The sequence below is a fragment of the Bradyrhizobium sp. dw_411 genome, from assembly GCF_018449695.1.
GTDB lineage: Bacteria > Pseudomonadota > Alphaproteobacteria > Rhizobiales > Xanthobacteraceae > Bradyrhizobium.
On the sequence record NZ_JAAVUY010000009.1, the window covers coordinates 193,585 to 206,640 of the forward strand.

At 57.0% G+C, this 13,056-nt stretch carries 14 protein-coding genes and 1 tRNA gene; 12 read left to right on the forward strand and 3 right to left on the reverse strand.

Annotation, left to right across the window (positions count from 1 at the left end; translation table 11 throughout):
• Window positions 1-17: 17 nt before the first annotated feature.
• The 8 genes from HB676_RS17495 (at window position 18) to HB676_RS17530 (ending at window position 7,007) form a co-directional block, all read left to right on the forward strand.
• On the forward strand, window positions 18-680 hold the full coding sequence (locus tag HB676_RS17495; RefSeq protein ID WP_213739085.1) for an FCD domain-containing protein: 663 nt from the start codon (window positions 18-20) through the stop codon (window positions 678-680).
• An 89-nt stretch (window positions 681-769) separates the two neighbouring features.
• The gene (locus HB676_RS17500; RefSeq protein WP_213739086.1) at window positions 770-1,780 is read left to right on the forward strand and encodes an ABC transporter substrate-binding protein; all 1,011 of its coding nucleotides are present in this window, start codon (window positions 770-772) and stop codon (window positions 1,778-1,780) included.
• Window positions 1,780-2,589 carry an ABC transporter ATP-binding protein gene (locus tag HB676_RS17505; protein ID WP_213739087.1) on the forward strand — a complete coding sequence of 270 codons (810 nt, stop codon included), beginning with the start codon at window positions 1,780-1,782 and terminating at the stop codon, window positions 2,587-2,589. Before HB676_RS17500 ends, HB676_RS17505 begins: the two co-directional genes overlap by 1 nt.
• Window positions 2,590-2,591: 2 nt before the next feature.
• Window positions 2,592-3,362, forward strand: coding sequence for an ABC transporter permease subunit (locus HB676_RS17510; protein WP_213739088.1), 771 nt, complete (start codon window positions 2,592-2,594; stop codon window positions 3,360-3,362).
• 79 nt (window positions 3,363-3,441) lie between these two features.
• Window positions 3,442-4,140 (forward strand): ABC transporter permease, encoded by a 699-nt coding sequence (locus HB676_RS17515; RefSeq protein ID WP_213739089.1) that lies wholly within the window; start codon window positions 3,442-3,444, stop codon window positions 4,138-4,140.
• Window positions 4,141-4,170: 30 nt separating this feature from the next.
• Window positions 4,171-5,625 carry an amidohydrolase family protein gene (locus HB676_RS17520; protein ID WP_213739090.1) on the forward strand — a complete coding sequence of 485 codons (1,455 nt, stop codon included), beginning with the start codon at window positions 4,171-4,173 and terminating at the stop codon, window positions 5,623-5,625.
• A gap of 105 nt (window positions 5,626-5,730) precedes the next feature.
• Window positions 5,731-6,873 (forward strand): YncE family protein, encoded by a 1,143-nt coding sequence (locus HB676_RS17525; protein WP_213739091.1) that lies wholly within the window; start codon window positions 5,731-5,733, stop codon window positions 6,871-6,873.
• 58 nt (window positions 6,874-6,931) lie between these two features.
• Window positions 6,932-7,007, forward strand: a tRNA-Ile gene (locus tag HB676_RS17530).
• 151 nt (window positions 7,008-7,158) lie between these two features.
• Here the strand turns inward: HB676_RS17530 and HB676_RS17535 are convergent.
• A complete protein-coding gene (locus tag HB676_RS17535; protein ID WP_213739092.1) occupies window positions 7,159-7,317 on the reverse strand; it encodes a hypothetical protein in 159 nt (52 codons plus the stop codon).
• Between the two features lie 260 nt (window positions 7,318-7,577).
• Between HB676_RS17535 and HB676_RS17540 the strand changes: the two genes are divergently transcribed.
• From HB676_RS17540 to HB676_RS17550, 3 genes are read left to right on the forward strand one after another with little or no spacing between them, the layout of a single operon-like run.
• Entirely contained in the window at window positions 7,578-8,708 is a 1,131-nt protein-coding gene (locus HB676_RS17540) for a PqqD family peptide modification chaperone (protein WP_213739093.1), read from the forward strand.
• The gene (locus tag HB676_RS17545) at window positions 8,695-9,768 is read left to right on the forward strand and encodes a nucleotidyltransferase family protein (protein WP_213739094.1); all 1,074 of its coding nucleotides are present in this window, start codon (window positions 8,695-8,697) and stop codon (window positions 9,766-9,768) included. Before HB676_RS17540 ends, HB676_RS17545 begins: the two co-directional genes overlap by 14 nt.
• A 55-nt stretch (window positions 9,769-9,823) precedes the next feature.
• Window positions 9,824-10,372 carry an acyltransferase gene (locus HB676_RS17550; RefSeq protein ID WP_213739095.1) on the forward strand — a complete coding sequence of 183 codons (549 nt, stop codon included), beginning with the start codon at window positions 9,824-9,826 and terminating at the stop codon, window positions 10,370-10,372.
• 166 nt (window positions 10,373-10,538) lie between these two features.
• On the opposite strand, the gene HB676_RS17555 is transcribed toward HB676_RS17550, so the two are convergent.
• The gene (locus HB676_RS17555; RefSeq protein ID WP_213739096.1) at window positions 10,539-10,802 is read right to left on the reverse strand and encodes a hypothetical protein; all 264 of its coding nucleotides are present in this window, start codon (window positions 10,800-10,802) and stop codon (window positions 10,539-10,541) included.
• Between the two features lie 745 nt (window positions 10,803-11,547).
• Window positions 11,548-12,072 (reverse strand): hypothetical protein, encoded by a 525-nt coding sequence (locus HB676_RS17560; protein WP_213739097.1) that lies wholly within the window; start codon window positions 12,070-12,072, stop codon window positions 11,548-11,550.
• Between the two features lie 233 nt (window positions 12,073-12,305).
• Between HB676_RS17560 and HB676_RS17565 the strand changes: the two genes are divergently transcribed.
• Window positions 12,306-13,049, forward strand: a complete 744-nt coding sequence (locus HB676_RS17565) for a metallophosphoesterase (RefSeq protein WP_213739098.1) — start codon at window positions 12,306-12,308, stop codon at window positions 13,047-13,049.
• Window positions 13,050-13,056: the final 7 nt, after the last annotated feature.

Below are 13,056 nucleotides of genomic sequence, written 5' to 3' on the forward strand. Positions count from 1 at the left end.
GAGTTTGAGGCAGCCAAATGAAAATCGAGACCCTCTCTGATTCCATCTACGCGCAATTGCGCAGCGACGTAGTCAGTGGCGCATGCCTCCCTGGCGCGCCACTTCGGATCGAAGATCTGCGCGAACGATATGGAGCGAGCAGCAGCCCCTTGCGCGAAGCGATGTTCCGCCTTTCCGCGGAAGGTTTTCTCGTTTTGTCGAGCCAACGGGGTTTTCGGGCCGCGCCAGTAAGCCGCGAAGAACTGGCAGATCTGACCTGTCGACGTACGGATCTAGAAGTGCAGGCTATCCGACTTTCGATTGATCGTCTTGATGAAGAGTGGGAAGGAGAGTTGGTGAAACGGCATCACCGCTTCTCACTGATCTCTCGCAGATTGCAGGCCGGTGATGAAGGACTGGGCGACGAGTGGGAAGCTCGTCATCGTGAGCTTCATCTCTGCCTCATCAGCGGCTGTGGGTCGCCGTGGCTTCTGCGTTTCTGCGAAAGTCTTTACGACCACTTCGATCGATACCGACGCCTCGCACACCTGCCGCATCAGGATCTCGTTTCCGATGACGAAGACGCGATGGTCGTCGCAGCCCTTCGGCGCGACGCTGACGAGGCCGCGCGAATCTTAAACGATCACATCAGCCGAACGAGTGCCGCCATTCGGCGCTTGCTGTTTGAAGTATCCGTCTAATTCCAGGAAAGTTCGCCACATCCGGGCCGTTCGGCTCGCCGTGGCATCTACAAGGTTTCCCTTCAGCTCATCCATGGTGGAGATTACTCATGGGCACAAAGTTCGCGATGAACCGCCGCAATTTCATTCGCTCAGCCTCCGTTGCAATACTCGCTCCGGCCATCATCGATTCAGCCAGCGCGGCCCCTGCTGACGTTTCATTCCAGCTATCCTGGATCAAGAGCGCACAATATGGCGGCTATTTCTCCGGAATCGAACATGGCATCTTCAAGCAGAATGACATCTCACCGACCTTTAATTCAGGCGGCCCGAACATTGATCCAATCGCAAACGTCGCAAGCGGCCAATATGACCTGGGCGACAGGCCCGTCGGTTCAATTCTAATTGCCCGAGATAAAGGCATTCCGGTGAAGATCATCGGGACTGTCTTCGCCAAGAGCCCGTTCTGCATCATGAGTCTTGCTGCCAAACCAATCCGCAGCATCAAAGATCTCGAAGGCAAGACGATCGCCGTTCCGACGTCGACCAGACCGGTCGTCTTGTACTTGCTAAAGAGCGCCGGCGTGGATCCCGCTTCGGTTAAATTCTTGCCGGGGTCTCCCGATCCAGCAGCGCTCGCCAGCGGACAGATCGACGCCCTACCCGGCTATTCGACCAATCAAGGAGTGATGCTCCAAACCCGTGGCGTCGAACTCTTCATGCTGAATGTTCAGGACCTCGGCGTTCCCGAAACGACAGGAACGATCTATGCGCGTGAGGACTATCTAGCCAAGAACCCGGACAAGGTGATCCGCTTCCTTCGGGCGGCGTCGCAGGCGTGGAGGTTTGCGCTAGACCATCCCGAGGACACCGCCAAACTTATGGTCGACAAATATGGGGCATCGGGCCTCGACTACACGGCACAGTTGGCCGAGGTGAAAGCCAGCAAGCCATTCATTGAAGCGGGTCCGCACGGAGAGGCCGGGATTCTCGAACTCGATATGAGTGTCTATGAGCGAATTATCGACATTTATCACCAGGCCGGCATCATCGGCTCGAAAATGAAGCTGGATGATCTTTGCGATCCCAAATTCGTGGATGCTGCGTTGAAGTCCCAATAATGTCGAGCGACATCAACGTTGGGCGAGTGACCGCTGTTTTCGACGGGCGCAAAGGACGTACGATCGCGCTCGAAAGCGTCGACCTGATCGTCAAGGCGGGCAGCTTCGGCTCGATCATCGGGCCGAGCGGCTGTGGCAAGTCGACGTTGCTGCGTCTGATCGCAGGCATCATTCCTCCGTTCGCAGGCAGTGTCACGATTGGTGGCGAGCCGCCGGATGCGATCCGTCGAGAAAGGCGCCTCGGCTTCGTGTTTCAAAGCGCAACGTTGCTGCCTTGGCGAAACGTAAGGCAGAATATTCAGTTTCCGCTGGATATCGCAGGCCGCGGCCATCGGTCACAAGAAGAAGCTTTCTGCACCGAACTCATCGAACTCGTCGGGCTGAAGGGTTTCGAAAATGCGCTCGCGCACGAACTTTCGGGCGGGATGCAGCAACGTGCTGCAATCGCCCGTGCGTTGGTGCTGAAGCCAGATGTGCTGATGCTGGATGAACCCTTCGGCGCTCTCGACGAGATCACGCGCCAGCGCATGAACATCGAAATGCTGAGAATATGGGCAGAATCTCACACGACGGCGCTACTCGTTACCCACTCGATCGCCGAAGCCGTATTCATGTCCGATACCGTATCGGTGATGAGCCCACGGCCCGGACGTATAATAAGCACGATACAAATCGACCTTCCGCGGCCGCGCAACCTGGAGATGATGCGCGGCCGGGAATTCTTCAACTGCGTCAACCAGGTTCGGGACGCGTTGTTCATGCGCGAGATGCCTCGCCCGGACAGTGATAGTCAGGTCGAGACGCTTTAGCCATGCAGCTCTCCATGACCTTCACAAGAGTCTGGCGTCCCGCAGCAGTCATCATAACCGTGCTCGCGGCGACCGAAATTTTGCAGCGAACCGGCATCGGACCCGTCTACATTCCGGCACCTTCGTCCGTGCTGGAGAAAGCGATCTCCAGCCGAGCCATTCTGCTGGAAAATTTGGGTCCGACAGCCGGACGAGCGGGGCTTGGCTTTTTGATCGCGGCGGTCGCAACGTTCACAGCCGCTTCTCTGGCGGCTGTCTTCCGCCCCCTTTATGGCGTGATCTACAATACGGGCGCGGCACTTCATAGTCTGCCCATCATAGCGACCGCTCCTCTGCTTGCACTTTGGATCGGAACAGGCGCCCAGCTTCAAGTAACTCTGGCGGCAATGGCCTGCCAATTTCCTATCCTCGTCGGCACAATCCAAGGCCTGGGCTCGGCGGACGCTCAGCAGAGAGAACTTCTCATCGTTCTTTCGGCCAGCCGCGCGCAGACGCTGAGGCATCTCCTCGTTCCGAGTGCGCTTCCCTATATCTTCGCCGGCTTGAAGGTGGCCGCCCCCTCGGCAGTTCTGGGTACAGTCACGGCCGAATGGGCAGGCTCCGAGCGAGGCATCGGCGCGATGATGCTCTATGCCCTCTTCGCGTACGACACAGCTACCGTTTGGCTTTCCGTCATCGCTACCTGCCTGCTGTCGGCCGCCGGTTTCGGCTTTTGGGCACTGGTCGAAAAACTGACCGATCGCACGATCGACGAAACCGAGATTGCGAATTAGAGAAATGGCCGTAACAAGACCGCACCAACCGTCCGGCGCGCTCCGCTCGATCGCGTTGCCGTTACTGGTCATAAGTATCATGACATTTGCCTGGCATCTGGCGATCCTTAGCCTCAAGATTCCCCCATATCTTGTGCCATCGCCCGTGAAGGTCTTTGAGGCATTCGCGACGAAATGGGACGTCATTGCACTCCATACGGGATACACGCTTTCAAGCGCTGCACTTGGCATTTGCTTCAGTTTGACGCTCGCTATCGGTCTTGCGATCGCGTTCACGGCCAGCAGAAATTTAGCCGATGCAGCGTCACCAATTGTCATCGCCTTCCGTTCCATGCCGGTTACGGCAATCGCACCAATCATAACGCTGGCCTTGGGGCGGGGCATGGCGACGAGCGTAGTTGTTGTCGCGATCGTTACCTTCTTTCCGTTGCTCGTGAATCTGCGGAGAGGCCTGACCAGTCCAGACCGCAATGCTGAGGAACTGCTCGACGTGTACATGGCCACGCGGTGGCAACGCCTAAGGTACGTCCAGTTTCGCTACTCGCTGCCGTACCTGTTTGCCGGCTTGCGCGTGGCGGGCGCGAGCGCAATTCTCGGCGCCATGCTCTCCGAATGGATCACGGGATTGCCCGGCCTCGGTAATCTGATCCTCGATGCGGGCGAACTGCGGGAAACAGCTTTGCTATGGGCGGCCGTGCTCACCTCGATATTCATCGCGCTCTGCATATTCCGCGGCGCATCGGCGGCGGAACGCCATTTCATCAGCTGGCGTCGATAGACCTCAGAGACAGAACATCGAAAGTCACGAATGAATCATCTGCACTTTGAGGGTCTTCTTCTGGACATGCCCTCGCCCGGTCGGCACACTTGCGGCTGTGCTCGAGTGACATCGACCCCGGCTGGATTTCTACAGGCAACGCCGGTTTCCGACGCCCGATCTGATCTGCTGCTGATGCCGCCGCTTGCGAACGGTCACGACCACGTACGCGGCGTGCGTCCTTCCGCACTCGGCGGCTTCGATCTACCGCTCGAGCTATGGCTCGCTCACATGACGAATATTCCGCCGGTCGACCCCTATTTGGTCGCCTGCGCGGCTCTTGGAAGACAGGCCCTGAGCGGCGTCGGGTCGATCATGGTCCACTACACGCGCCCTCGAAATTCAGCGAAGCTCGGCGAAGAACTCGCGACCGTGGCGCGTGCCGCGAATACGATAGGTATCCGAATCGCCGTCGCCGTGGCGATGCGCGACATCAATCCACTCGGATACGGTCCTGATGACCGCATCCTTGACGGGCTGGATGCATCTGATCGAGAACTTGTCCGAAGCAAGCTCTTGAAAGCTCCCGCTTCGCCGGTTGAGCAGGTACGTTTTGTCGACAATCTCGCTGAAGAGATCGAAGGCCCCCTCGTCAAAGTCCAATTCGGTCCCTACGGAATGGAGTGGTGCTCACCGGAATTGCTGCGGGCGATCTCTGAACGGTCGTTGGAAACCGGCCGACGCGTACACATGCATCTCCTCGAATCCAGGACGCAAAGAGAATACCTTGACCATGTCTATCCCGAGGGCCCGCTGCAATTTCTCGACTCGCTAGGCTTGTTGTCGCCTCGGCTTTCCGTCGCCCATGCCATCTGGCTACGAGAGGATGAAATGGAGCTATTGTCGGAGCGTGGCGTGACAGTTGCGATCAATGCTTGCTCAAACCTCTCTCTAAGATCCGGCATTGCCCCGGTCGCAGCCTTAAAGCGTCTTGGTGTTCCGTTGGCCATGGGGCTGGATGGCTTCTCGTTCGACGATGATGACGATGCATTCCGCGAGCTTCGGCTTAATTATCTCTTGCATCGTGGCAAAGGGTTCGATGAAGGCCTTCCGCTCTCGGATCTTTTGCACATGGGCAGCTATGGCGGCCGCCTCAGTGTGAGCGGAATCGAGGCTGGTGCCGGCATTTCTGCAGGCGCCGAAGCTGACCTTCTCGTACTCGATTACGCCAAACTATCGAAAGATGTGATCGTCGATTTAGACCCCGCGCATCTTGTCGCCCGTCGTGCAACGGCCGCCCATGTCAAACATTTGCTGGTCGCCGGGCGCGAAGTGTCTCGCGACGGACGCTTGATGTCGCTCGACCTCGGCGAGGTCCACTCGGAGCTCAATCGTCAGGCGCGGAGGGGCGCGCATGACTTTGAGGATTGGAGTGCAGTTTCATCGCGACTTCAACGCCGGCTTCGTCAATTCTATGAAGCCGGCCTGCATTACTGCGATCAATGAGCGGTCCGTATTTTCGAAGACCAGGCATGGTCGGTCGATTTTGATCATCGGCTTGCAGCTTCCTTGCGAACAGTTATCACTACCTGAACAACAAGGGGGAAAGCGATGCGAGCGATCGGCCATGGTCTGCTGTTTATTATTCTGACGACGCTGCCCGCTCTGGGTGGTCCGCAACATATCCTCATCGGTATGGACGAGACGTCGACTTTCGGTGACGCCGGCCAGACCTTCAGTGCGCCGGGAAATGACACGCTGGTGGTGATGGACACGTCAAACCCCGCGCATCCCACCTTGGGGGCCCCTGTCCCCATGAGCAATTCGGTTTATGGACCGCCGGTCAATCTGCAGATCACGCCGGACGGCTCATTGGGGCTAGTGGCCAGCTCCGTTTTGCCCGTGCAGAAGGACGGCAAATGGGTGAACGGCCCGGACAACACGCTTCATTTAATCGACCTGACCACTATGCAGAAACTCGATGACGTAAAGGTTGGCGATCAGCCGCACGGTGTCGCCATCAGCCGGGACGGCAAACGGGTCGTGATTGCCAACCGGACGAGCAAGGATGTCAACGTACTGTCGATCGACGGCAAAAGTCTGAAGCCGATCGCCACGGTGGCGCTGGGCGATGCGGCGGTAGCTGCGGCGGTCACCCCCGACGGCAAGCGTGCCTTTGTCGTGAAGAATGGACTTGGACGGGTAGCGGTTCTGAGCCTGGATGACGACAAGGTCGGCTACGACAGCACCATGGACATTCCGACGGGCGCCAATCCATACAATCTCGCTTTGACCCCGGATGGTTCTTTGGGTTTCGTCGTCAATAACGGCGTTCGTGGCCATAACGGCAGCGTTACTGTTTTCGAAGCGCGAGGCCCGCATCCACGGGTGATTGATACGTTGGCGATCGGCGATGGGCCGGAGGGGTTCGCGATGGCGCCGGATGGGAAAAGCGCGGTCGTCATCCTGCTGCATGGTTCGACATCCGGACCGAGCGAATGGCCGTATCACGCCAATGGCGGTGCCGCGATCATCGCTATTGAAAATGGCAAAGCACGGATTCTGCCGGGTGAAGTAAAACTCGGTGGCGTTCCGGAGGGTGTCGCTTATAGCCGGGACAGCAAGTACGTTTACGTTGGGGACTTCACCGATAAAGTTCTGCACATCCTGCGAGCGGGATCGAAAGGGTTGGTGGAAACCGGGACCATGAAACTTCCGGGCCACCCTGCCTCGATACGCGGCCCAGCGTTCTGAGCCGCATTATAAGGGGTGTCTGCACCGTTGCCCGCCGCCCCTCTGCCGCAGGCCAGCGGGGCCTGTAGCTCAATGGTTAGAGCCGGCCGCTCATAACGGTCTGGTTGCAGGTTCGAGTCCTGCCGGGCCCACCAAGAAAATCTATGACGTATCAGGGTTGTTTCGCCACCATGGCGGGGTCACCGCACCAGATACGTGCGTTTTCGTTCGCCGGACGGCGCACGCAACGCCTCAGTGAGCCGTTGCGGAGCGCCGGGCTCTATCACCCGCGAGTAACTCTGGCGATCAGAATAGCTTTTCGAGCAGCTTTTCAAGCCAAAGCAGGAAGTCGTTATCGCTTCCGCCACGCCCGGGATACGGTTTGCTGCCTCCGGCAGAACTGGCAATCGCTTTTGAGCTCAGCGATGTCGAAAGCATCACAGTCAGCGCCGGCGGCGTGATCACCGCAAACTTGCTGCAAGCAGCCAGGAACTTCCTTCGATCGTCATCGACGGGCGTTTCAGGCCCGGCGGGGGCATTTTGGTCTGGATGTGTCATTTGGTCTGACCTTCATTTTAACTAGATTTAATCATCGCCCCATTTAATTTCTTTATTTAATTCTAGTTACAGCATAATGTCAATTGTAATCCGCGAAAACAGCGGATGATGCACCGGGTAAACGTAAACGGGGGTGGAGTGAACTACATTTTGACGGCAAATCGAGCATGACCACCCAAGATAGCCCTTTGGAACTTTCCAGCATTCTGCGTCCCGCGGCCGATGCGTCATTTTCGCTCATCGACGACCGGCCAGTGCTATTCAGTGAGTCCAACCAGACAATTTATGAACTCAACCCAGTGGCTGCATTCATCTGGTGCAGCCTGCTCGATCACAAGACGGCAGGCGGAATCTGCCAAGACCTGGTAAAATTCGAGCTGGATTTGCCGACAGCCCGCCAATTCGTTCGTCAAGCTTTTCGAAACTGGTTCGAATCAGGGCTACTTGAGGCCAAATGGGGGTCGTCCGACCGGCACGATTTGACAGCAAACCTCGGCAAATTGGGGGTGGATATTCGGACCTCCAGTGAAGGTCTGAAGGAGCTTCTTCTCCCGTTGTTCAGCGACGGGGATGTCAAAACCGAGCAAGCCAGCGATAAATTCGAAATCCTCGAAATCGGCGGACAGGTCCACGTCAAACACAACGGGAACAGCGCATTTCGGTGCGCTATCGACGAACTGGTCCCCACAATCAAAGCTCTTCTCACCGAGCAAATTGTCGCCCAAAGTTTCCCCAACATCGCGCTACATGCCGCCAGCCTGCTGAAAGGTGGGAAAGCGTTGTTGGTAAGCGGATGCCCCGGCGCAGGAAAAACAACCCTCGCGCTTCACCTGGTCCATAAAGGATTCGAATATGGCGGGGACGATATCGTCCTGATCGCACCCGACGGCCAGGTGGAAGGAGTGCCGTTTCCGCCGGCACTCAAACCAGGCGCTTGGGCGATGATCTCGGAATTTCGTGAGGATCTCAGCAGCACTCCCGTGCATAAGCGACTGGACGGCCAACGCGTGCGCTATTTGGATATCTCCCCTCGCGCGCGTGGCGGCAACGTTCCCGTCGGATGGATCGTCTTCATCAAACGGATTCCGCAACATCCGCCGAACCTCACCCCCCTCGGGCAGTTGGAGACAATGAGACGCTTGATCGACGGTTCCTATACCGCGGGTGAAAAACTCACTCGTCAGGGATTCAACGCGATCAAACAAACGCTGATTCACGCCAGATCGTTCGAACTGACTTATTCGGACGCAGGCCAGGCACGCGATATCCTTTTCGACCTTTGCAATGACCAATCATAGCCGCGCCCTTGTCGACCTGTGCGAGTGCTTTCGAGGACGATTCCCGAAGCATGTCGACTGGATGTCCCTTCTTGCCCTGGCCAACCAGACGCTGACGACACCTATGCTGATGGAATTCGTCAGCCGCTTCGAACGACAAATCCCCGAAGACGTCCGTCTCTACGTCCGGGAGATCTACCAGCGCACCTGCGCGCGCAACGATCGCCTAGCCACCCAACTGAGTGAAACCGTGTCGGCAATCAACGCCCAGGGGGTTACGCCGATTCTCCTAAAGGGAGCCGCGGTGCTTGCAACAACCCCGCGTTCGCGTTGGGGCTCGCGGCTGATGGCCGATCTGGATATTATGGTTGCCGAGAATGAACTCGGGGCCGCTTTGAATGGGCTTCATGCGATAGGTTACAATGTCCACTATCAGACGCCCTCAGGCGCCGGAAAGTGGTACGCGGACCTGGCACGACCATGCGATGTCGGCATGGTCGATCTGCATCAGTGCGCTCCTGGACCTGATTTCTATTATCGCGTGGCGGGACCGACAGTGCAGCATTGCAAACTGACGCCGATTGGACGAGGATTCGCCTACGTTCCGTCAACGACCTATCAGGCGTTGATGTTGATAGTTCACGACCAGTTTCAGGATCACGATTATTGGATCGGCAACATCGATCTGCGGCACCTGCTCGACCTCCGGGACCTGACCAATTCGCAGGATGGTATTGATTGGAACCAGCTCGCGTCGTTCGCCCCGAGCAAGCTGGCGAGAAACGCATTGGAAAGCCAGTTGGTCACGATGTTTGCCATGCTCGGAGGTGACGTCCCCATTCGCATGCGCACGAGGGTCATCCCGCGGTTGCAATATATGCGGCGGCGGGCTCAAGCGCGTTTCCCGCTGTTGCGTTGGGCACTTTTGCCCATGGCAGCGCTCGACTACAGGAACCATCGGAATGGTCCTGGTGCAGAAGCGCGCCGCGAAGCCGCCGGTCGGCAATGGAGTTTGCCGAAAAAAAATACGCTGCGCTTCCTGCTGACCTTGTCGGCGAACCATCGTTTGGGGAAAGTGTAGAGGTCGTTCATGACAGCACGAACGATTTTCCGAAGCGCAAACCAGAGGTATTTCTGTGCCCGAACCACTCGATCCAAAATTACCTGCGATTGAACAGGCCGACGCCTGGTTGAAAATCGTCCGTGAATTTCTGGGAGTCCTGTCGGCACGAAAAAAAAAGCAGTTTAATCGAAGGGTATCCGTTGGCGATCTGCTTACGGATCGGGATGCCAACGCCGCGGAATACGGTTTCGGCGAGGGCACGACGATGTATGACAACGTGCTGGTGCTAGGCGACGTCAGGGTAGGACGCAACACCTGGATCGGACCCGGCTGCATTCTGGACGGGACAGGTCGCGGGCTCGAGATTGGCAACTGGTGCTCAATCTCCGCCGGCGTACAAATCTATACGCACCACACAGTGAAGCGTTCGCTCTCTCTTGGCGTAGAGCCTATTGAGTATGCGCCCACAAAAATCGGTGACGGCGTCTATATAGGCCCGAATGCCGTCATTCAAATGGGCGTGACGATCGGCGACAAGGTCATCATCGGCGCAAACTCGCTCGTAAACCGGGACATTCCCGCGAATTCAAAAGCCTACGGTTCGCCCGCCCAGGTTCAATGACGAACACGCAAACTGCCTGCAGCACTGCTTGTGCGTCAGCCCCCCACAGCCCGACGCCGGAATGATTGAAGTCCCCGACGGCACGACCTTGCACCCGGACAAAAAGCTGCGCCAAAACCGTGGAGCCGCCGAGCGCGCGGCGGGCACGCGTACATCGGTTCAGAAGTTAGTCCCTAACCTCCGACGGAAGCAATTCAATCGTCTGCCCGGCCTCCGCAAGCGACAGCTTGGCCAACAGGAAGGGAGAGAGCTTCTCAACAATCAGGTGCCTCTCCTGGTAGATCTCACGCGCAATCGCATCGCCGTAGAGTCGAAGCACGTGAACGGTTTCGCGCGGCACCCTGCAGATCACGCGACCAGCATCGATGGCGGCCTCGAAAGAAAGGGTGCGACCATCCCACTCGATTTGGTTGGAAAACTCTGCCCGCATTTTACGCGCCTCCCAAATTCAAGCCATCAATACACCGTACACCAAAATTGAAATAAATAAATTTAAATACATGAGAACAAACTAAAATCGCGGCTGAATCTATAACTATTTGAATATATTGAACAATATGTATTATCAATCTCAGATGAATCAATTTGCCAAAACCACACAAGTAAAATAAAATTAAATATTATGGTCGAGCTACTGGTTATATTGGGCTCCCTGGTGGCGCTGCTTTTGTCCGTCGTAATTATGAATATCTACCGATGGCGCACCGACGTCCTGATTGGGCCTTACATCTCGAGAGACAGCCAGCCCGCGGTTTCCGAAACCGGCGGCGATACCGGCTCGCGAGGAAACACGATCAGCTCGGCAACGTCGAACAGGTGGCGACGGCTTCGGTTGAAACGGACCAGCCGAAGCCGACACGCACCGACGTCGCAGAAGGCAGATGTATCAGAGACAGTAGATTTTCCGGACATGTCTCAGGCCGAGCAAGCAATCCGGCCTGGCTCCAGTCAGTTCTACGCGCGATCAACGATCGCCTTGATCCGGCAAATCTTCACGGCCGGTTCATCGGGTAAAATCTGGCGATGGCTTCCCACCAAAGCGCCCGCGCACCGAAGACGCTCTCGGGCATCGCAAGAAAGACGATCAAACGCGGTAGAACCAACTCCCGGTGAACCTTTCGGACACACCAAACTCGGCTCCCCCGCAACGTTCCAGGCGCTATCGCACGCTGCCCTTATTCTTCCAGAGCCTTGGCGATATCACCCAGAATCATTTCTTCCGGGAGTTGCTTTCCCCCCCGCGCATTCGGCCGACTCCGCTGACCTGACTCGTTTTTCGGCAACGGATCGGCAGGAATCGCGTCTTCGGTTTCGGTGACGATGAGATCGTCCAAAAGGGAGTCGGCCGGTGGGGGATGGCTGGAATCGGCGACCTTTCGATCAAGATTACGGAGGGCGTCTACCAGATGTGCAATCCGATCGAGTGCCTCACGGTTGCGATCGCTCGACAGCGCTTCTGTCGAAGTCACGGATTGCTCCTGGCTGCCGGGGTCTTCGGGCAATGCGAGCCCATCAGGGTTCGCCGCAAGTTCCTGGCACACCCGCTCGAGACGTCCAACCAACGCGAGCAACGTCAACGTATCGGATTGGCGCACTCTTTTGGCATATTCAGTTAGAAACGCACGCCCCCGCGCCGTTTCCTTGATCACAGCCTCGATCGGGCCGTGATCGGGCATCAGAGGGAGGGTTGGTATCGCCACCAGATTCTGTCCCGGCCGACCAGGTTATTCTTCATTTCCGGTATTAAACTGTGCCTATAATTAATTAATCCAGATTTAACGAAAACAACCGACAACACCACGACAATAGCTGGAAATGCTATCCGGGGCGGCCGATCGGTGTAAACCTCCCGTTATTCGAGAACACCACCGATGTTATCCTCAGCTCCTTCGGCCGGCACGCCAGAAAATTCAATAGTCACAGGTTTAAATTTGTGTGGAATTCGCCCGCATCACGCAATCAGGCATCCGCGGCGTTACCTGGCGGTAGCAGGGTCTACGCCATAGGAGATATTCACGGCCGCGCCGACCTTCTGGAAATCCTGCTTTCCAGAATAAACGCGGACTACACATCGCGTCCCTGCGCTCGCGCATTCACTGTATTTCTTGGCGACTATATCGACCGCGGACCGTCCTCAAAAGAGGTGTTGAATCTTCTGCTGGAGCGCAAAGGAAGCACGGGGGCCGTGTTCCTTAGGGGCAATCATGAAACGTTCGTTCCTCGTTTTCTGAACGACCCCGCAGTGCTCGACGAGTGGCGGCTATGCGGCGGCCTTCAAACTCTCTTATCTTACGGGCTGAAGCCTTCGATCAATCCGGATGTCTCCGAGCGCCTGGATCTCGCCGAACAATTGAGGGCGTGCATGCCTGCGGCACATCTCGAGTTTCTCGAGTCTCTCGATCTCTCGTTCGCCTGCGGAGATTTCCTCTTTGTCCACGCTGGTATTCGACCGGGCATTCCCGTCCAAAAGCAGAAAGAGGAAGACCTGCTCTGGATACGTGAGGAATTTCTCTCGTGCGAGCAACCGTTCGAGTGCTTCGTCGTTCACGGGCACACGCCGGTCCACGCACCTGATTTCCGGTCGAACCGGATCAACATCGACACCGGCGCCTTCGCGACGGGTCTGTTGACCTGTATCGTGATTGAAGGCTCGGTGATTACTCCGCTTCCAGCCTGAAGCAACC

What these genes read in the sequence shown, in the direction of transcription:
- HB676_RS17495 (WP_213739085.1), top strand. Translation starts at nt 18, where the DNA reads ATGAAAATCGAGACCCTCTCTGATTCCATCTACGCGCAATTGCGCAGC.
- HB676_RS17500 (WP_213739086.1), top strand. Translation starts at nt 770, where the DNA reads ATGGGCACAAAGTTCGCGATGAACCGCCGCAATTTCATTCGCTCAGCC.
- HB676_RS17505 (WP_213739087.1), top strand. Translation starts at nt 1,780, where the DNA reads ATGTCGAGCGACATCAACGTTGGGCGAGTGACCGCTGTTTTCGACGGG.
- HB676_RS17510 (WP_213739088.1), top strand. Translation starts at nt 2,592, where the DNA reads ATGCAGCTCTCCATGACCTTCACAAGAGTCTGGCGTCCCGCAGCAGTC.
- HB676_RS17515 (WP_213739089.1), top strand. Translation starts at nt 3,442, where the DNA reads ATGACATTTGCCTGGCATCTGGCGATCCTTAGCCTCAAGATTCCCCCA.
- HB676_RS17520 (WP_213739090.1), top strand. Translation starts at nt 4,171, where the DNA reads ATGAATCATCTGCACTTTGAGGGTCTTCTTCTGGACATGCCCTCGCCC.
- HB676_RS17525 (WP_213739091.1), top strand. Translation starts at nt 5,731, where the DNA reads ATGCGAGCGATCGGCCATGGTCTGCTGTTTATTATTCTGACGACGCTG.
- HB676_RS17540 (WP_213739093.1), top strand. Translation starts at nt 7,578, where the DNA reads ATGACCACCCAAGATAGCCCTTTGGAACTTTCCAGCATTCTGCGTCCC.
- HB676_RS17545 (WP_213739094.1), top strand. Translation starts at nt 8,695, where the DNA reads ATGACCAATCATAGCCGCGCCCTTGTCGACCTGTGCGAGTGCTTTCGA.
- HB676_RS17555 (WP_213739096.1), bottom strand. Translation starts at nt 10,802, where the DNA reads ATGCGGGCAGAGTTTTCCAACCAAATCGAGTGGGATGGTCGCACCCTT.